The 18786-nt window shown below is 57.2% G+C and carries 14 protein-coding genes and 4 pseudogenes; 7 read left to right on the plus strand and 11 right to left on the minus strand.

Annotation, left to right across the window (positions count from 1 at the left end):
* Positions 1 to 103: 103 nt before the first annotated feature.
* A complete protein-coding gene (locus tag G9465_RS24100; protein ID WP_166975706.1) occupies positions 104 to 892 on the plus strand; it encodes an SDR family oxidoreductase in 789 nt (262 codons plus the stop codon).
* 202 nt (positions 893 to 1094) lie between these two features.
* Here G9465_RS24100 and G9465_RS24105 read toward each other — a convergent pair whose 3' ends face one another.
* Positions 1095 to 1520 carry a VOC family protein gene (locus tag G9465_RS24105; RefSeq protein WP_166975709.1) on the minus strand — a complete coding sequence of 142 codons (426 nt, stop codon included), beginning with the start codon at positions 1518 to 1520 and terminating at the stop codon, positions 1095 to 1097.
* A gap of 41 nt (positions 1521 to 1561) precedes the next feature.
* Here G9465_RS24105 and G9465_RS24110 point away from each other — a divergent pair, with 41 nt between their 5' ends.
* From G9465_RS24110 to G9465_RS24120, 3 genes are read left to right on the plus strand one after another with little or no spacing between them, the layout of a single operon-like run.
* A complete protein-coding gene (locus tag G9465_RS24110; protein WP_166975712.1) occupies positions 1562 to 2407 on the plus strand; it encodes a hypothetical protein in 846 nt (281 codons plus the stop codon).
* A 58-nt stretch (positions 2408 to 2465) separates the two neighbouring features.
* A complete protein-coding gene (locus G9465_RS24115; RefSeq protein WP_166975793.1) occupies positions 2466 to 3725 on the plus strand; it encodes a ribulose-bisphosphate carboxylase large subunit family protein in 1260 nt (419 codons plus the stop codon).
* A complete protein-coding gene (locus G9465_RS24120; RefSeq protein WP_166975714.1) occupies positions 3722 to 5116 on the plus strand; it encodes a four-carbon acid sugar kinase family protein in 1395 nt (464 codons plus the stop codon). The genes G9465_RS24115 and G9465_RS24120 overlap by 4 nt, the downstream gene beginning before the upstream one ends.
* A gap of 135 nt (positions 5117 to 5251) precedes the next feature.
* Here the strand turns inward: G9465_RS24120 and G9465_RS24125 are convergent, their stop codons facing one another.
* The gene (locus tag G9465_RS24125; RefSeq protein WP_166975717.1) at positions 5252 to 6025 is read right to left on the minus strand and encodes an IclR family transcriptional regulator; all 774 of its coding nucleotides are present in this window, start codon (positions 6023 to 6025) and stop codon (positions 5252 to 5254) included.
* Between the two features lie 243 nt (positions 6026 to 6268).
* Between G9465_RS24125 and G9465_RS24130 the strand changes: the two genes are divergently transcribed.
* Positions 6269 to 7108 carry a phosphogluconate dehydrogenase C-terminal domain-containing protein gene (locus G9465_RS24130; RefSeq protein WP_227015875.1) on the plus strand — a complete coding sequence of 280 codons (840 nt, stop codon included), beginning with the start codon at positions 6269 to 6271 and terminating at the stop codon, positions 7106 to 7108.
* Positions 7109 to 7143: 35 nt separating this feature from the next.
* Here the strand turns inward: G9465_RS24130 and G9465_RS24135 are convergent, their stop codons facing one another.
* The 5 genes and pseudogenes from G9465_RS24135 to G9465_RS24155 all read right to left on the minus strand — a co-directional run.
* Positions 7144 to 8442: a hypothetical protein gene (locus tag G9465_RS24135; protein WP_166975720.1), complete on the minus strand. Its 1299-nt coding sequence runs from the start codon at positions 8440 to 8442 to the stop codon at positions 7144 to 7146.
* A gap of 432 nt (positions 8443 to 8874) precedes the next feature.
* Positions 8875 to 10482, minus strand: coding sequence for a transposase (locus G9465_RS24140; protein WP_166975722.1), 1608 nt, complete (start codon positions 10480 to 10482; stop codon positions 8875 to 8877).
* A gap of 461 nt (positions 10483 to 10943) precedes the next feature.
* Positions 10944 to 12103, minus strand: a pseudogene (locus tag G9465_RS24145) (ISH3 family transposase).
* A 310-nt stretch (positions 12104 to 12413) separates the two neighbouring features.
* Entirely contained in the window at positions 12414 to 12665 is a 252-nt protein-coding gene (locus G9465_RS24150; protein ID WP_166975725.1) for a hypothetical protein, read from the minus strand.
* A gap of 512 nt (positions 12666 to 13177) precedes the next feature.
* Positions 13178 to 14091, minus strand: a pseudogene (locus G9465_RS24155) (ISH3 family transposase); the annotation flags it as partial.
* Between the two features lie 49 nt (positions 14092 to 14140).
* On the opposite strand from G9465_RS24155, the pseudogene G9465_RS24160 reads away from it, so the two are divergent.
* Positions 14141 to 15285, plus strand: a pseudogene (locus G9465_RS24160) (ISH3 family transposase).
* A 159-nt stretch (positions 15286 to 15444) separates the two neighbouring features.
* Here G9465_RS24160 and G9465_RS24165 read toward each other — a convergent pair.
* Both G9465_RS24165 and G9465_RS24170 read right to left on the minus strand, forming a co-directional pair.
* Positions 15445 to 15723 (minus strand): annotated as a pseudogene (locus G9465_RS24165) (ISH3 family transposase); the annotation flags it as partial.
* Between the two features lie 228 nt (positions 15724 to 15951).
* Entirely contained in the window at positions 15952 to 16524 is a 573-nt protein-coding gene (locus G9465_RS24170; protein ID WP_166975727.1) for a hypothetical protein, read from the minus strand.
* 93 nt (positions 16525 to 16617) lie between these two features.
* Here G9465_RS24170 and G9465_RS24175 point away from each other — a divergent pair, with 93 nt between their 5' ends.
* Positions 16618 to 17784, plus strand: a complete 1167-nt coding sequence (locus G9465_RS24175) for an ISH3 family transposase (protein WP_166975730.1) — start codon at positions 16618 to 16620, stop codon at positions 17782 to 17784.
* A gap of 141 nt (positions 17785 to 17925) precedes the next feature.
* Here the strand turns inward: G9465_RS24175 and G9465_RS24180 are convergent, their stop codons facing one another.
* Positions 17926 to 18141: a hypothetical protein gene (locus G9465_RS24180; protein WP_166975733.1), complete on the minus strand. Its 216-nt coding sequence runs from the start codon at positions 18139 to 18141 to the stop codon at positions 17926 to 17928.
* Positions 18141 to 18506: a hypothetical protein gene (locus G9465_RS24185; protein ID WP_166975736.1), complete on the minus strand. Its 366-nt coding sequence runs from the start codon at positions 18504 to 18506 to the stop codon at positions 18141 to 18143. The genes G9465_RS24180 and G9465_RS24185 overlap by 1 nt, the downstream gene beginning before the upstream one ends.
* Positions 18507 to 18786 lie beyond the last annotated feature (280 nt).

Genomic DNA, 18786 nt, shown 5'->3' on the forward strand with positions numbered 1-18786 from the left:
GGGATTCACCGCGGTGGCCCTGACTAGTATCCGATCGCGCTGTTCCCAGGCCCGATTTTAGCGTTATCATTATATAGGAGGAACAAAAACGATTAGAAGAAGTATGACCGATTGGCTAGCTAATGACGTAGCGGTAGTGACTGGTGGCGCCAGCGGCAACGGACGAGCGATCAGCCTGACTATGGCAGAGCATGGAGCAGATGTCGTTGTCGCCGACTTGCAACCCGACCCTCGCGAAGGTGGCACCCCGACTCACGAAAAGATTCAACAAGAGTTCAACCAACGGGCGGAGTACGTCGAGTGCAACGTCGCGAGGATAGACGACCTCCAGGATGCGATGTCGGCCGCCGAGGAGTTTGGGGGTGTTTCCATTATGATCAACAACGCCGGAATCACCCAGAGCGACGAGTTCCTGGAGACAACCGAAGAAGACTTCGACCGGATCATGGACATTAATGTCAAGGGCGTGTTCTTCGGTGCACAGGCAGCTGCACAAAGTATGATCGATAATGGCCGGAGCGGATCGATCGTCAATATGTCGAGCGTCACTTCGTTTATTGGGCGCGGTGACGGCGTACGGTACACCACATCCAAGGGGGCCGTTGAGGCGATGACGCGAGCACTCGCCGATCGTCTGGGTCAGGAGGGGATCCGTGTAAACTCCATCCATCCGAGTATGATCAAGACGAGCATGACAGACGAAGATCTCGACCTACTCGACAATGAGTCTGAGGAGGAGCACAGACAAAAAACGCCACTGAGGCGGATCGGACAGCCACAGGACGTGGCGGATACCGTCCTATATCTGGCCAGTCCACTCGCGAGCTTCATCAACGGCGAGGCGTTGACTGTCGATGGTGGCGTCACGACTACAATGGGCGGTGGCTACTGACCGCACCGACGGAGCGACAAATGAGCGCAGCGAGTCGAGATATAGCACCCCTCAGCGTTAGTGTTACAGATCACACTGTCGGGGCGTAGCTGACCAGTAGAACGGATCCGGTCGACGCAGTACAGTGTCGTATCCGAGTACTTGGAAGCGTCGGTGACAGGTTATATCGGACCGACCAGCACCGAGGTACACTATTGGACGGTTACTGTCGTTCTTCTATTGGCCGGTGGTCCTCCACGATCTGCATCGGTAGCGGCGTGTCGCGGTAGTCAAGAGTAGTAATTTTCCAATCGATGCCGTCTCTGATCTCGTCAAGGAATCCGTACCCGAGTTCCTCGAGCTCTCGTCGGCGCTGTTCGATGTCGTCGACCTCGAACGCAATGTGGAAGAATCCCGGGCCGTTCTCCTGCAGGTGCTCGTAGTGCCAGCCGCTCTCCCCCGTCGGCGACGTAAATTCAATGATGGTCCCTCCGACTGAATAGAGGGCGACCTCGCAGTTGTCCTCCTCGAAGTAGACCATCTCGGACCGTTCCATCCCGAAATGTTCCTCGTAGACGGCGGTGCATTCGTCAAGGTCCGCTTCGACGCCACCAGCTAGTATCGCTATGTGATGGATTCGTTCGAACACACCAATAACTCTGTCCGAGGTAGCAAATAGGTTTTACGGGCGTGGGCGAAGGGCTTTTATATCTGGTGGTGTATTTACAGATTGCCATGCCAAGAGACATCAGAGTAGTCGATAGTATCACACAACCGGACGACTCCGAGGGGACTGTCGTCGTGGCTGGGAGTCACGGCGGTATCTCGTCCGGACGATACGCTGCGCAACTCGGACTCACTGGAATACTGTTTAATGATGCTGGCGTCGGGAAAGACGAAGCCGGGATTCAGTCGCTGTCGTATTTGGACGATCTGGGGCTCCCGACGGCCACCGTCGACAACCAGAGCGCCCGTATCGGTGACGGCTTGAGCATGGTGGAAGGCGGCGTAGTGAGCCACATCAATGACGTGGCAGCGGACTGCGGCTGCGAAGTTGGTCAGTCCGCTCTCGAATGTGCGGCGGCCATGTCCGACGCGGAGCGCGATCCGGTACGAGCCGACGTTGGCAACGAGATGACTCAGGAGATGGTGCACGACGGCGATACACCCGTCTGGACGTTGGACTCCATCGGCCTGATCTCCGATCAACAGGAGGGGGCAATTACCGTCACAGGGAGCCACGGAGAACGCCTAGCCGGCGAGTTTGACTCGTATATCCAGGCTGATGTCGCGGGCATCACGCTCTTTGACGCGGGCGTCGGGAAAGACGATGCTGGCATCGGCCGACTCAAGACAATGAACGAACGCGGTATCCCCGCAGCAACTGTCGACGTCGAATCGGCGCGAATTGGGGACTCTCAGTCGGCTCTGGAGGAGGGCGTCCTCAGTCACATCAACGATGTCGCCGCCGAACTCGGGATCTCGTCCGGAGACAGTTGTTCGAGTTTCGTCGAGCGGGTCCGTGAGGCACAGTGATGGTGGCGGACCGAGTGTGCGCGCCGTAGTATATCCGAACGACCAGAACCACATACCAATGTCACGGATACACGCAACATACCTGATCGAAACGCCTTACCAACCCAGCGAGGCGGCCGAGGCAATCGCCAACGAACAATCTTCCGGGACGTTTGTCGAAATCTCGGCCGAGACGGACAATCTCGCGGAACGACACGGCGCACGAGTTGAGGAAGTGACCGAGCAGGAGACGGTTGACGAGCCCACGCTGCCAGGTGCCGATGCTCCGAGCGAGGCTAGCGACGTCGCTGAGTACACCCGGGCGACAGTCGAACTATCCTACCCCATGGAGAACGTCGGCACGTCACTTCCGAATCTCCTGACGATGGTCGCTGGAAATTTGTTCGTTTTGAAGGAACTTTCCGGCGTACGGCTGGTTGATCTCGCGATACCCGAGGCGTTCGCGACCGAACAGCCGGGACCGCAGTTCGGAATCGATGGCACGCGGGAGATCGTTGACGTCCGAGACCGGCCAATCATCGGAACGATCATTAAGCCGAGTGTCGGGCTCTCACCTGAGGAGACGGCAGACACAGTCGAGACACTAGTCGATGCTGGCGTCGACTTTATCAAGGACGACGAACTTCTCGCTAACCCACCGTACTCCCGCGTTGAGGAGCGGGTCGAGGCGGTCATGGACGTCATTAACCGCCATGAAGAGGAGACCGGCGAGACGGTGATGTACGCCTGTAACGTCACCGGCGACGTCGACGAGATGTTGCGGCGGCACGACATTGTCACGGAGGCCGGTGGCAACTGTCTGATGGTCAGCCTCCGAAGCATTGGGCTGGCCGGAGTTAAGCGGCTCCGCAAGGAATCAGATCTACCGATACACGGCCACCGGAATGGCTGGGGCGCGCTGTCCCGCTGTCCGCTGCTCGGGTTCAGCTATGAGGCTTGGCAGAAGTTCTGGCGCCTTGCCGGCGTGGACCATCTCCACGTGAGCGGGATCCGGAGCAAGTTCTCCGAGTCCGACGAATCGGTTATCTCCTCTGCGATGGAGTGTCAGACGCCGATCGCATCCGAGAAGCCGATACTGCCCGTGTTCTCTTCCGGGCAGTGGGCCGACCAAGTGCAAGATACGTACGAAGCGCTGGGGAACACCGATCTCATGTACCTCGCCGGGGGCGGTATCCTTGGCCATCCCGATGGTCCGCGAGCGGGCGTTGCACACCTCAGACAGGCTTGGGATGCGGCGATGCAGGAGATACCACTCGAAGAGTACGCAGAGACACACGAGGAATTACAGACTGCAATCGAACACTACGGTAACGCATGACCAACACAGACCTACTACTGACGTTCTACGGAGATGACTTCACCGGGTCGACGGATGCCCTAGAGGGACTTGCCGACAACGGCGTTCGGGCGCTCCTCTTCATGGAGCCCCCCACCCCGGAGGAGCTAGAGCGGTTCGACGACCTCGACGCCGTCGGCGTCGCGGGCGTGAGCCGAACCATGACCCCAGACGAGATGAAGTCCGAGTTGCCGGCCGTCTTCGACCGGTTCGCAGACCTGAATGCGCCGATTGTCCACTACAAGGTTTGCTCGACGTTCGACTCCTCGCCGGATGTCGGGAGCATAGGCACAGCGATCGACATCGCACAGGAGGTGTTCGACTCCCCCTTCGTCCCCGTCTCACAGGGGACTGAGGTACCTCACGGACGATATGTCGCGTTCTCCAACCTATTCGCGGAACAGGGCGGTGAGATGTACCGTATCGACCGCCACCCGACCATGAGCGATCATCCGGTCACGCCTATGCGGGAAAGTGATCTCCGCCAGCACCTCAGTGAACAGACAGATCGTCCTATCGGTGGCATTGACCGGCGGTTCATTGAGGAGTACGACGACCTTGACGCGGCGCTGGACGAGACTGCGGCTGACAACGAAATAATCGTCCTTGACGCGCTGCACAGCGACCACCTGGGCACTATTGGGCACCTCCTGTGGGACCGCGCGACCGGCACGCCGGGACAGTTGTTCGCCGTCGGGTCCTCGGGACTGGAACATCATGCCCTCGTGAGTCACTGGGACGAGATTGGACTAATAGATCGGCAGCGGTCGTTCTTCGAGAAGCGTGAGCCCGTGGACCAGATTGCCGTCATGTCCGGGAGCGCATCGTCGGAGACAGCAGCCCAGATCGATTGGGCGAGTGACCACGGTTTCCGACTTGTCTCGATCGACACGGAGCAGCTCGTTGATCCCGACCACGCGGCCGATGCCCGCGATTCGGCGGTCGACTCAGCCCTTGACGCACTTGAGTCCGGTGAGAGTGTTGTTCTCTTCTCCGCACGCGGTCCGGACGATCCGACGATTGACGCGACACGAGAGCGGTTCGAGGCGTCCGACACCGACGAGAGCCTTGAGTCGTATCTCGGTCGTCAGCAGGGAATTATGTTCCGCGATATCCTCCAGCGAGCGGACTTGACAAGGGCCTGTGTCGCCGGCGGCGACACGAGCAGTCACGTCATCTCGCAACTCAATCTCAAGGCGCTTGAGGCGGTCGCTCCGGTCGCCCCGGGTGCACCACTGTGTCGCGTTCACTCAGAGAACGAGGACTTTGACGGTCTTGAGCTCACTCTCAAAGGTGGGCAGGTTCACACCGAAAATGACGAATTTGACTGCTTTGGGGCCGTTCAGCGCGGTGGGATCACACGTTCCGACTGAAACTGGCAGAGCCAAACGGCTTGCAACCGATGATGCTGTCGAATCTGTGCTCATCCGGGCCCGTTCACTAGCGGGATCGGTGCTGGAATGTATTGTTGCTTCGACTCTCGCTAGCCAATGAATGTTACACGGCCATCAAGCCGTGTCGAATTTGAGTTCGAGTTCCATCTCGTTGACCGTCTCCCGCACTTTCTGTGTCAGCTGCTCTTTGGCCTCTTCGTTACGCACACGTTCGACGGGCCCGCCAAGCGCGAGCGATCCCAGCACTGTCTCTTCTGAACGAACGGGGACTGCGATTCCACAGTACCCCTCAACGTGCTCTTCCCAATTGTAGGCGTAGCCTTGCTCACGGACTGTCTCAAGCTCGTCTAACAGCTCTTCAGAGTCTGTGATAGTGTGGTCTGTGAGCGCAGGAAGCCCAATCGAATCGATGATCTCCTCAACCCTTCCCCTTTCGTAGAACGCCATGATTGCCTTCCCCGCTGCATTCGCGTGGAGATAGATCCGCTTTCCGGGCCGGGTATCAATTGACGTTGCGTGTTCTCCGGTCTTAGTGTACACGTGGTATCCGTAGCCGTTCTCCTCTACGATGAATTGGACCTGTTCGCCCGTCTCGTCCGCAAGCGACTGGACAAACGACTCTGACAAACGGTTTACTCGCCGGCGCTCGCGAGCCCGTGTCCCTACGCTAAGAAACTCAAGCCCCGGATAGTAGGTATCACCCTCACGGACGATGTACCGCCGGTCTACGAGGGTATTTAGGTGATGATATACCGTGCTGTTGGCCAAGTCGAGTTCCTGTGCGATCTCGTGGAGTCGGGCCCCGTTGCGATCTTGGAGGAACTCTACGATATCGAAAGCCGTCTCAGCCGCCCGAACCGTTCGCCTCTCGCTAGTGTCCGATGCCATGCGGGTAATCCAACACAGTAACACAAAATATTATCGCCGGACTCTGTCCGACCGGCTCAGGCCCCGATTCGCTTCGCCCGGGTGCTGAGAAGCGACACTTCGTGTCATCAACTACTCGGACCTGGACCTCTAGAGCCATCGCCTCTCGCTAAGAGAATGCTGGTGTGGCAGACGTAACCGGCGGTTCACGGCGGAACCTAGTTTTATTGTGGTGGCCATAGAACCTTGGGTAGTGGTTGACGCGTGACCGAACACATTGCGCTCTTTGGAGCCGGCGGCAAAATGGGATGTCGGATTACCGACCGCCTGAAAGACACCGACCGGTACGACGTACAGTATGTGGAACCGAGCGAACACAGGCGTGAACGTCTCGCAGAGCGCGGTCTCTCGGCAACATCAGAGGAGGAAGCCCTTGATGGGGCAGATATCGTCGTCTTGGCCGTCCCAGATGATCTTATCGGCTCTGTCTCAGAGGAGGTCGTCCCGCAGATGGACAGCGGGAGTATGGTCGTGTTGCTGGATCCGGCGGCCGCGTACGCCGGTGAGTTACACGAGCGGGAAGATATCTCCTACTTTATCACCCACCCAGCGCACCCGTCCATCGTAGACGCTAGTTCAGGATTGAGTGGCGATGACCCAGACTGGTTCGGCGGCCAAGGCCGTGAGGAACAGGACATTGTCTGCGCCCTCCACCAAGGTCCCGACGATGACTACGACCGCGGTGAGGCCTTTGCACGTGACATCTACGCGCCGGTACGGCGGGCGCACAAACTCACCACTGAGCAGATGGTCATCTTAGAACCTGCGCTTGTTGAGATGGTCCTCGGCTCTTGCTTGTACGCCATCCGTGAGGCCTACGAGCACGCAGTCGACATGGGTGTCCCCGAGCAGGCAGCGAGAGACTTCCTGTTCGGTCATTTCAGGGTTGAACTTGGGATAGTTTTCGGCTTTACGGACTTCCCATTCTCCGACGGTGCACAGGAGGCGATAGAGCAGACCAGGCAGGACATTTTCGTGTCAGACTGGAAGGAACGCGTCTTTTCCGAGGAGCAACTGGACGAAGTTACCTCCGATATAGCATAATCTCGCTGAATTGGTACCGAACTCAAGCTGTCGTGTTACTTGCCTTCCGTTTCGAAGGCGGCAGCCAGCTGGTCACGCATATACTTTCGCCGGAGCTTCCGGGCCCGCGAATCCGAGAGATAATTCTGTAGGACGATATCGGCACTGGCACTGCCCTGTTCTGTCGCGATCTCGTCGAGACTGCGGAGAACGACGTCGAGTGAGGAGGAATAGGTATCGTACCAGAACCGTCGCCCCATCTTCGGTGCTGGGGAGACGCCGTCGATTTCGTCGGGCAGGCCCGCACGATCGGCGAGCTGTGTAAACCGATTCCAGACCGTCCAACGAGAGATTGGGCCGCCAGATCCCTGAGGTGACGGAAAGAGGTAGCCGTCCCAGTCGTCGTGATCAGCAAATGCAGCGAGACGATCTTCGAGCACGTCCTGCCCGTAGAGCAGCGAAACTTCGCCCGGACCGTTCTTTCGCTCTTCGAAGTCGATATAGGGGACCTTATCATCCGCGACGTCGAGAACGAATTGGCGAGCACGGAGACTGGCAACCTCGTTCGGACGGAGTCCCCACGCACACAGTGCGAGGACGAGGAGGTGCTCTTCCTGATCGGTAGCCGCCTGGTAGAGTGATCGGACGTGGTCGGTGCTGAGACACGGCGTGTTGGCGTCGTCATCGCTCCCGTTCGACCAGTCGAACTCGTCGTCGAGGCCGTCAGCGGGATTGACGGCGGCCCATTTCCGCCGCACCAGATGGGCGTACCAGTTCGAGACCGCGAGATGGATCCGGCGTTTGGTCTGCCCGCCGTCGAGCTCCGCGTGGAGGCGGTCAAATGCCGCCCAGCATGCATCAACTGCTTCGTATGGAGGAGTCTCGCTGTCGCGAGCAACAGGTGTTACGAGGTCGCCGGACTCGTTTCCACTCTGATAGGCACGGATATAGCGGTTCAGTCGATAGCGGAGTGTATCAATCGATGAATCGGCGAGACCTTTCCGTTCTCGCCGCGAAGTGAGGAATGATTCGAGTGCTTCGATAGTTCGATCGTGATCAGTCGCCCAAGCATAGCCTGATTCCTCGACGTCGAATCCCAGATCCTCACGCCAAAACTCTGTGAACGTACGGTCGTGGTACTCTCGCAAAGCATACAGGAGTGGACGGAGGTCGTGGTCGCGAAGCCAGCTGTGCGTCGGTTTCTCCTCTTCGGGATCAAGTCCGTCTGCTTCCATCACCGGGGCGACGACGGCCCAGTACGCGTCGACGAGTTCCTCGCGGTCAAGGAGCGTCCAGGAGACGTCGTCGACGTCCTCCCAGCCATGGTCGGTCGCTGATGCTGTGGTGTCGCTCATCGAATGTTCCTCCAGCGCGTTTGCTGTTCACTTCTGAGAACAGGGAGAAGACGCCTCGCTGTGCGGGATATCGATTCTAAGTCCGGCATGTTCTGGTGGTAGCGCGTTTCTCACAGTCTGCGTATATATTTTGGGGACACACAGTCCCGTGGAGTCTGTGGGAACTCCGAAGATAGGCTCAGTGAAGGTGCCAATTTAGATAAACTGCATGTAGCTATATCATATTCTGGCGGTGGGTGCCCCCACAGTTTCGGAGGATACGCGAAAACTGGACCAATTACGGATTAATTCAGGTTAGAATGGGCCTGACACATCACGATGCCCGGACTGATTTGGTAGAGATCTTGTCTGAGTATCAGAAACGTATTGACTCAACGACGTTCACACAGCGTTGCCACTCCTGAGGGGTTGACCGAGTGATTTCTCCGCGGCTTAGTCGGCAGGAATCAGCGCCGAACATATGAGTTCAACACACTCACCGGCAGTCAGTACAGGTCCATAGTTCATCTTCCCCTTGACCTCGGCCTTCAGCAGGAAGTCGGTGAGCCGCCAGATATTGTGGAGCAGCACTGCAAAAACGAAGTAGAACAGTCTGACACGGTAGTCCTTCGAGGACGTCTTCGCGAGGAAGTCGTGCTTGATCGATTTGTACTCGTTTTCGATCTGCCAGCGGCGGCTGTAGCGCCGACAGAACGTCTCAGCCTCGTCTGGTCCAACCCGGAGATTCGTCGCGAACACTGTGGTTCCCTCGCCACTTGTCGACGGGACGTAGAGGTACCGCATCTCATGCGATCCCGTTTCGAGGTGGACTGACGCTGATTCGACAGCCGTGTCTTCGCCGTCCTCGTCCATCGTATCCAGAGCGTCTCGCTCACTAGGACCGATTCGCGTCGGAATCAGGTAGTTCACGCCGAGATTCGAGAGGGTCTGAAACACCTGTTTGGAGTCGAACTCTCGGTCGCACAGTACCGTCTCGATGGGGACGTGCTCTTTCGCTCGCTTCACCAGCCTCCGGACAACTCGATGAACCTGATTAGGCGGATTTCGGTCCCACTCAGAACTCTCACGTACTGGCTCGATAGCCAGCACTAACGGGATGTTCTGCCCGATGACTGACAACGTCGCGAACTTGTACGCCCTCCCGTCACTCTCTTTGGTCCCGCTGACCATCGCCATGTCTTCTACCCCACCATAGTACGGGACAGTCGTGATGTCAATCGCAGCCGTGACTGGCCGCCGAAACGAAGTTTCCGATTCAATCACCGATAGAAGTCGGTCCGTCGCCTCGTCAAATCCTCTGAGTAGATTGTCCGGATTAAATTGCTTGACTGCTCGGAGATGCGTGTCACCGTGTGGGCCGTACTCGCTTCCCCGCCGGTACTGGAAGCGAGCCGCACCCTGTGGCGTGCCACAGCCGACCATCCCCATGAACGTCTGCAACTCGAAAAACTGCGTATCGTCGTAGGATGCATTCTCTGCGCGGTCAGAGTCAAAGCCGCCGAATCCGTGGTCTCGTGCGAGGCGTGTCATCCGGGTAATCTGCTCATCAGTGAATTGCTCACTTGACCGAGCTTCGTCCTCATCGTCGGAGAACTCTCCGGGGTCTTTCCGGGGCGTGATGATCTCTTCTTTGGGCCGGACCTCAGGGACATCGGGACCGAAATCGTGGACTTGTCTGACCACATAGTGTGCTGCAGTGGTGACAAACTCACGAACGCCGTCGTCAAACCGGTTGCGCCAGGTGCGTGAGAGAACCGATTCATCCGGGATGCGTTCGAGACCGAACACCTCTGCGAGTTCTGGATACTGTGTCAGGCTTCGGTAACTCTGACCCGTGATTTCTCGGTATAAGAACAGTCGAAGCATTCCATGGAACGAATAGGGTGCTGGGTGCCACTCGGGATAGCCGTCTTCAAGCGTGTCGAACGGGCCCTCTAGAGCGGTGAGTGTGTTGGTGAGGACTGACCCGCCGCGAAGTTGATCATGGAGATCGATACCAACACAGTACGCATCAGTGAGACGGCGCGAGCGATTTGCCATACGGTGAACTGGAGACGCTCACGCAATCCGATTTATATCCGTTCGACAGTGGCGAAGTGACAGACATCCCGAATTCACTACCTTGTAATATGAATAGTATTTCAAAACTTATATATAAGAGCCGAATTCACGGAATCCACCGTATCCAGCCGTGCGTACGCAAAGTTGATATCTGGAATTCTATGAAATAATTCACAAATACACCGTCTACAGCCTCTGACGTAACGTAAGATAACCCTGAAATCCAGCACTGTATTCCGATCCTACAGAGCAGTTTCAGTACCTCACAAACATCCTCGGCTAACTGTTTCTGAAGTCTGAATTCGGGGTTGGAGCGGTTGGATTGCCGGCCTCGAGGAGAGAATCATGGACGAGTCGACGGAGAGCTGTCGCTGTCGGCGGCGGTCAGCCGCCGACGCGACAGCCTCGCCACTCATACCGAAGGCGAACTCGGTTGATGACTACCGGTAGAACCGGTCGTCCGGTGGACGGTTTGCAGGACGGCCCGACGCACCGCGAGGGCCGTCCACGCTGCCGTCGGACCATGTTGATGAACTCCTTGAACGACCACTCCCAGAGGCGACGCCCGCCTCGGCGGGCGTCGCCACATACTCCAGTGCAAATACCGCCAGACGTTCTGCAACAGCAGACTCACCACAACGTACAACAGTCGGACGACCGGGTTCTGTGTCGAGGTTGTCGCAATACTCTGCTCAGAGAGGCGGTAGCTCGCCTCGATACCGAAGCGTTTGCTGTAATGGTATCGAGCCTGTCGCGGCGTCTCAATGAACGGCGCGTCAGCGGCGTAGCCGTGACGCGCCACCCGTGCTCACTGTACCGTCCATTCAGGTAGGTGCAGTCGATGTAGATGGGAAACTCGACGGTCCATCTGTGACCGTCGAGTTTCCCGTCAGGGAGTGCTGAATCACCCGACTCCAGCCTTCCGAGAGTTCTTGCTTGATCGTTCTTCCCAGCGGACAATCGGCACCACGTAGGCGTAGTTATGCGCCTGAAGCAGCGTCAAGCACTTGCTGTCGTAGAATTCGCGATCGAGATAGACGGCCTTGACGCTGACGTCAAGGCCGTCGAGGAGCCCGAGAAACTCGGCGAGGACACGGCTGGCGGTGTCGCCGTCTTCGAGACGGCGCACCGCCAGCGTGTAGCGCTTGTTCCGCACCCGCGCGTAGAGGGTGGCGTAGGCGTGGAAGGCGGTCGTTCCACGCTTCGCTTCTGAGTGGTAGAGGCCGTCCGTGTCGTCTTCGTCGCCGTAGTAGGGGCGCAGGTGGAGGTCTGCGACGACCTCCACCTGCTCGGGGAGGACGTCGAGGACGTCCTTCTGGAGGAGCGCGTTTCCCACCCGTTCAACCGATTCGAGGCCGAACTTCGTCCGGAGATGGTAGAGGATCGTGGTTGCGGGGGGCGCGTTTTCACTGTTCTCGCAGAGCGTGGAGATGGAGGTCCCGTCGGCGCACGCGCCGACGAGGACCTCGTAGATGTCTTCACCATCGATCTCAGCATTGTCACCGAGGTTGAGAGCCACTTCCTCGTCAAGCGAGTTGACGAGGAAGTTAAGGAGCTGGTCCTCGTGGATTGAATCGTCTGCTTGCTTGGTATTAGTCACACCATCCGCAAGCAGACGTCCTTCCTAGTTTCTTACTAGTTAGTCGTGGCTCTGGCACTCAACTCAGCTCTCAGCAAGTTGCTTTGTGAGGTACTGAGTATTAGCGAGCAACTGTTCCCGACCAATCAACAGGATGCGACTACTTTTTATTCTGGATCTAATTCTAGAACAGTAGTTGTGAATACGTTCACTTTATTCAGGGTGTCACCTGGAAGAAACCTCTCAACACCCTTCTTCCAGATGGTGTTCTGAATAAGAAAATCGCGTTTTCAACAACTGAGAACGAATATTCTTCTAGCGCTTCAACCGATCAGTAGCACTCATAAGCAGCAGAGGTACCGCCGGGCGGATTCGACTGAGCAGTAACTTCGAGGCCGACCAATGCGAGGTCGTCGCAGTTAGCGCTGACCCACGAAATAATTTCACCATCGTCACGGTGGACAACGACAACGAGGGCAGCGTTCCGAGAGAAGTTCTGAATGGAACTCTCGTTTTCCTCGCCGGGTTCGAGGATATACCGGCCGTAGAGTCTAGACGATTCAGGAAAGGTAATTCGTGCCATAGTTTGTGGACCTGCATCGGTACCAGCTAACCCTTGATCGATTTCCGTCCGCACGGTGGTACCGTCACGGTAGTGGATTATCATGGATGCTGGAAGTTCAACTATTTGAACTTCAAATGTGTGGGTCACATTCGCAGAATTGTTAATCATAAGTGTGACTGGCCGCCCCTGTTCCGAAGGGCCCGTGAACGGCACGGTTGTACACCCTGTTATAACAATAAAACCAACAAGACACAATACGGGAAAGAGACGCATGAAAAATGTAGCTACCTACCTTATACACCAATATACGGCTCCATCCGTTTAATTCTTGCTCAAATCGGGATCAGTACCTCACAAAGCATCCTCGGCTAGCTGTTTCTGAAGTCTGAGTTCTGTGTCGGAGCGGTTGCACTGATGGTCTCGACGAGAGTATCATTGGGCGATTCGACGGAGAACGGTCGCTGTCGGCGGCGATCAGCCGCCGACGCGACAGCGTCGCCACTCACACCGCTGGCTAGTCCGGTTGGGAGTTACCGGTGGAACCGATCGTCTGGTGGCCGATTGGCGGGGACGGCCCGACGCACCGCGAGGGCCGTCCACGCTGCCCGACACAGCATGTTGATGAACTCTTCGAACGACCACGGCCAGAGGCGACGCCCGCCACGGCGGGGCGTCGCCACATATTCCCAATGGAGGTACCGCCAGACATTCTGCAAGAGTAGGCTTACCACGACGTACAACAGCCGTACAACTGGATTCTGCGTTGTAGTCGTCGCAATGCTTTGTTCGGAGAGCCGGTAGCTGGCCTCGATACCGAAGCGTTTCGCGTAGTGATATCGCGCATCTCGTGGTGTCTCAATAAACGGCGCGTCAGCGGCGTAGCCGTGACGCGCCACCCGTGTTCGTCGTACCGTCCGTTTTGGTAGGTACAGTCGATGTAGACGGGAAACTCGACGGTCCAGCTGTGACCGTCGAGTTTCCCTGTCAACTCATGTTGAATGACTCGACTCCACCCTTCCGAGAGTTCCTGCTTGATCGTCTTTCCCCAGCGGACAATCGGCATTACGTACGCGTAGTTGTGAGCGTGAAGGAGCGTGAGACACTTGCTATCGTAGAATTCCCGATCAAGATAGACGGCCTTGACGCTGAGGTCAAGGCCGTCAAGGAGGCCAAGAAACTCAGCCAGGACACTGCTGGCGGTGTCGCCGTCGACGAGACGGCGCACCGCCAGCGTGTATCGTTTATTCTTCACACGCGCGTAGAGTGTCGCGTAAGCGTGGAACGCGGTGGTTCCACGCTTGGCTTCTGAGTGATAGAGGCCATCTGTCTCATCCTCGTCACCGTAGTAGGGCCGCAGGTGGAGGTCTGCGATGACCTCCACCTGCTCGGGAAGGACCTCTAGAACGTCCTTCTGGAGGAGTGCGTTCCCGACTTGTTCAACCGATGTTCAGTCGATCACATCGGGTTAGAGTAAGCGTCTGCTTGGAGAGGATGTGCAACCAACCCAAGCAGACAGCGAGATAGAGGAAGAGCACCTGCTTAATTTTGTCGTCAACAGCCTTGACGAGGAGCTTCCGATAGATCTCGGTGAGAACGTTGAGGTCACGACAGATGCCTTGTACGAGGTCCTCGCCGGCGCCAGCGCCGGCGGGACCTCGATCAACCACGTCTGCGAAACAACCGACGACTCACCGCATGCCAACACCGTCCGAGGATATCTCACCGATCAGTTCGACCTTGATACTGTCGAGGCGGTTGGAGACACGCTTCTCCAGAGAGATATCCTTGAGACACTCCCGGATCGACCGGTGGAGGTCGTCGCCGACCTCCACCTCGACCCTACTACGGCGACGAAGACGAGACAGAAGCGCTGTATTCGTCGCAGGCCAAACGCGGAACCACGACTTTTCACGCGTATGCGACCCTCTACGCGCGGGTACGCAACAAGCGGTACACGCTGGCGGTCCGCCAGCTTGTCGCTGGCGAGACCACCAGCGATGTCCTCGCTGAGTTTCTAGACCTCCTTGACGGCCTTGACCTCGGCGTCAAGGCTGTCTACCTCGATCGCGGATTCTACAACAGCACCTGTCTCGGACTGCTGTACGCACACAACTACGCCTACGTCATGCCGATTGTCAAGTGGGGAGAGACGATTCAAGACGAACTCAGCACAGGCTGGAGCCGCGAGATCGAACACGATCTCGCCGGCGAGGTGACGTTCCCCGTATTCATCGACTGCGTTTACCAGCAGGGACGATACGACGAACACGGGGTGGCGCGTCACGGCTACGCCGCTGACGCGCCGTTCATCGACACACCACGAGATGCACGAGAGCACTACAGCAAGCGCTTCGGCATCGAGTCTAGCTACCGATTAGCCAACCAGAGCCTCGCATTCACTAGTTCTCAGGACGCTGGTCTACGGCTGGTGATGTTTGTTGTGAGCCTGCTTCTCCAAAACTGCTGGCGGTATCTTCACTGGAGGTACGTGGCGGCGCCCCGCCGCGGGGGGCGCCGCCTCTGGAGGTGGCCGTTCACGGAGTTCTGTGAGATGGTGCTGCGGGCCGCCTGGACAGCGCTTGGTGTGCGCAAGGCTGTTCCAGCAAATCAACCCCTCGACGACCGGTTCTTCCGGTAGCTGTCCACCGATCCGGACAGCGGTCGTGAGTGGCGACGCTGTCGCGTCGGCGGCAGTCCGCCGCCGACAGCGACTCCTCACCACCGAAACTCACTATCCGTCTCACTTCGAGAACTGACCGCCCATCGAAGACGCAGATTCAAGCTCTACTGGAAGGGCTAGTGGGCTTTCGATGTGATCGACTGATGTTAGTTCGAACTTCTCGCGGAGGTGGTACAGAACTGTGTTTTCGTGGGGAGAGTCTTCACTGGTCTCACAGAGTTCGGATATCGAGGTCCCGTCGGCGCAAGCGCCGACGAGGACCTCGTAGATATCCTTAGCATCGAATTCAGCATTAGCTCCGAGACAGAAAGCAACTTCCTCGTCAAGGGTGTTGACGAGGAAGTTAAGAAGTTGGTCCTCGTGGATTTCATTGTCTGCTTGCTTGTTGGAGTGCACATCCTCAGCAAGCAGACGTTCTAACTAACCGGCTTTGTGAGGTACTGGGGATAGTGAATTGGGGAATAGAGGGTTGACAGTTGATTTCTAACCGTATCAGCTCTGATTTGGGTTCCGTTTTCACCGTAATCCATTACGGGGTGGGGCCGGACCCCGACTCGTCGAAGAAGGTTTTGTAACCCCACGAACCGTACTGATCAAAGGGCGTTGCTCCCATTGTGTTCCCCTCTACCCGAACGCGAAGAAGGCCTTGTGCGCTCCAATCGGCCCTTGCTTCACCCACTCTTCGCCCTCCTGAAACTGATTTTGGCGTCGTTTAATTCCGCCCACGTACAGCGCGTGTGCAGGATAGACGCTTGCGTCCCAGACTCTAACGAGTTTCGCCCCGTCGGCCATGAATACGAAGTCCAAGAACGAATAAAAGGTCGTAACGTGCGCCGCGTAACGGCTTATCGCAGCAGGGACGTCCGATCCCGTAAGGGCGGCGAGAGATTCTATGTCCTTTTTTAGTTTTGCGAGGTATGGATCACTTCCGCCGAGGATAACCGACGCCCGATATCCTTCGATCCCGTCACTGCCAATGGGGCCAACTCTCTGGTGTGCTGTGTGCGGTCCTTTTACCGTCGCATCGAGATAGTTCTGCGATCCGTCGTAGTCGTACGTGGTCCGGAGTGGATTCGTCGGCTCGTCCTCCGCACCTTCGAGTGTCACCGGCGCTAACCCACCCGGCGAGTTCGAATCAGCTGGATCTGTTATCGTCGCATTCGGGTTCGTGATCGTCTGTCCGTCCGTGTCAAACATGATCTCGACGACCGAGTTGATCCGATAATCCGGAAACGATTGAGTATCAGTACTTCACAAAGCCGGTTAGTTGAGAGGTCTGCTTGCTGAAGTGTGTCCAAAACCCCGCAAGCAGACGGTGAAATCCACGAGGACCAGCTCCTTAACTTCCTCGTCAACACGCTTGATGAGGAAGTTTCACTCAATCTCGGCGCTAATGCTGAAATCGGTTCTGAGGATATCTACGAGGTCCTCGTCGGCGCTTGCGCCGACGGGACCTCGATATCTGAGCTCTGCGAGACTAGTGAAGACTCTCCTCATCAGAACACGATTCTGTACCACCTCCGCGAGAAGTTCGACCTAACGTCGGTTGGACAAGTCGGGAACGCACTCCTGCAAAAGGACGTTCTAGAGGTTCTCCCCGAGCAGGTGGAGGTCGTCGCAGACCTCCACCTGCGGCCCTACTACGGTGACGAGGACGAAACAGCTGGCCTCTACCACTCAGAGGCAAAGCGTGGAACCACGGCATTCCACGCCTATGCGACACTCTACGCGCGTGTGAAGAATAAGCGATACACGCTGGCGGTGCGCCGTCTCGTCGACGGCGACACCGCCAGCAGCGTCCTCACTGAATTTCTTGGTCTGCTCGACGGCCTTGACCTCGGTGTCAAGGCCGTCTATCTTGACCGCGAATTCTACGACAGCAAGTGTCTCACGCTCCTTCACGCGCACAACTACGCGTACGTGATGCCGATCGTCCGATGGGGAAAGACAATCAAGCAGGAACTCTCGGAAGGATGGAGCCGCGTCATCCAACACGAGCTGACAGGGAAACTCGACGGTCACAGCTGGACCGTCGAGTTTCCCGTCTACATCGACTGTACCTATCAAAACGGACGGTACGGCGAGCACGGAGTGGCGCGTCACGGCTACGCCGCTGACGCGCCGTTCATTGAGACACCACGAGATGCCCGATACCACTACGCGAAACGCTTCGGTATCGAGGCCAGCTACCGACTCTCCGAACAAAGTATCGTGACCACCACGACGCAGAATCCGGTTGTACGGCTGCTGTACGTCGTGATCAGTTTACTCTTGCAGAATGTGTGGCGGTATCTCCATTGGGAGTATGTGGCGACGCCCCGCCGTGGCGGGCGTCGCCTCTGGAAGTGGTCGTTCGAAGAGTTCATCAACATGCTGTGTCGGGCAGCGTGGACGGCCCTCGCGGTGCGTCGGGCCGTCCCCGCGAACCGGCCACCGGACGACCGGTTCTACCGGTAATCACTGACCGAGGACGCTACCTTCTGAGTGGCAACGCTGCCGCGTCGGCGGCTGATCGCCGCCGACAGCGGCAGCTCGGCCTTCGATTAGCGTTCTTCGACCACTATCGACGACTCATCTCAATAGAACAGGTGACTCAAATCAGGTCAACTGGCGATGCTTTGTGAGGTACTGAGTATACTCTTCGAGCGACTTTGTTCCGAGCGCGGTCGCCAGATCGTCGGGTCGATTCGTCGTGAAGTCGCCGTGGAACCATTCGTCGAAAATCCACGGGATGGCGCTACTTCTAAGATCCGCGTTTTCGTCGTAGCCGAAGATCTTCGTGACGACATTCGCCGTCTCTGTCTTCGTGGGCATTAGGAAGACACCTCCCATACGAAGGACTCGCCATCGTACGTCTCCTCGACGTTTCCATTCTGGAGCATTTCTAAGTGATACGCCATTTCGGTCCCATCACTGTACCTGTAAACCCCATCCTGTGTCGTGCTGGTTTCTGACTGGACTACTTGGTCGATCATGAGACCACGGGTTCGCTCAAGTGCCTTCTGTTTCCGCATCCACCTCGTTTGAGTTACCTGATTCTGGTCGTCGGTTAGGTAAACGTTATCGACGTAGACCACGCCATTGTAGTCGAAGCCCGACCCCGGCGGGTGGTCCTCGGGGTACCATACAATCTCTAAGCGATCCGGATTGTCGAGTTTCGTAGTGGAGAGTCCGCTCATATCCCAGCAGATTCTCCCGCCGTACCCCTGACTGACCGTCATTTCGGGAGACACCTCAACTCCACTTGGGTCGCTGTGGTGATACCGGAATCGGAACGTCACTGCTGAATCCGAGTTTTCTACAGATGATGGCAGGACATCGGCAAAGAGACACGGATTTGCTTCAAGATTAGCTGCCTGAATTCGTTGCTGGTTTTCGATTGCTGGCTCGGGCTCACTATTGACAGTGACCTCAAGCGCGTGACCGCCTCGTGTGATGGCCGCCGGCTCACTGTCGCTA

The sequence above is a fragment of the Haloarcula sp. JP-L23 genome, assembly GCF_011602445.1.
GTDB classification, from domain to species: domain Archaea; phylum Halobacteriota; class Halobacteria; order Halobacteriales; family Haloarculaceae; genus Haloarcula; species Haloarcula pellucida.

What these genes read in the sequence shown, in the direction of transcription:
- G9465_RS24100 (WP_166975706.1), top strand. Translation starts at nt 104, where the DNA reads ATGACCGATTGGCTAGCTAATGACGTAGCGGTAGTGACTGGTGGCGCC.
- G9465_RS24115 (WP_166975793.1), top strand. Translation starts at nt 2,466, where the DNA reads ATGTCACGGATACACGCAACATACCTGATCGAAACGCCTTACCAACCC.
- G9465_RS24120 (WP_166975714.1), top strand. Translation starts at nt 3,722, where the DNA reads ATGACCAACACAGACCTACTACTGACGTTCTACGGAGATGACTTCACC.
- G9465_RS24125 (WP_166975717.1), bottom strand. Translation starts at nt 6,025, where the DNA reads ATGGCATCGGACACTAGCGAGAGGCGAACGGTTCGGGCGGCTGAGACG.
- G9465_RS24135 (WP_166975720.1), bottom strand. Translation starts at nt 8,442, where the DNA reads ATGAGCGACACCACAGCATCAGCGACCGACCATGGCTGGGAGGACGTC.
- G9465_RS24140 (WP_166975722.1), bottom strand. Translation starts at nt 10,482, where the DNA reads ATGGCAAATCGCTCGCGCCGTCTCACTGATGCGTACTGTGTTGGTATC.
- G9465_RS24150 (WP_166975725.1), bottom strand. Translation starts at nt 12,665, where the DNA reads ATGGCACGAATTACCTTTCCTGAATCGTCTAGACTCTACGGCCGGTAT.
- G9465_RS24170 (WP_166975727.1), bottom strand. Translation starts at nt 16,524, where the DNA reads ATGTTTGACACGGACGGACAGACGATCACGAACCCGAATGCGACGATA.
- G9465_RS24180 (WP_166975733.1), bottom strand. Translation starts at nt 18,141, where the DNA reads ATGCCCACGAAGACAGAGACGGCGAATGTCGTCACGAAGATCTTCGGC.
- G9465_RS24185 (WP_166975736.1), bottom strand. Translation starts at nt 18,506, where the DNA reads ATGAGCGGACTCTCCACTACGAAACTCGACAATCCGGATCGCTTAGAG.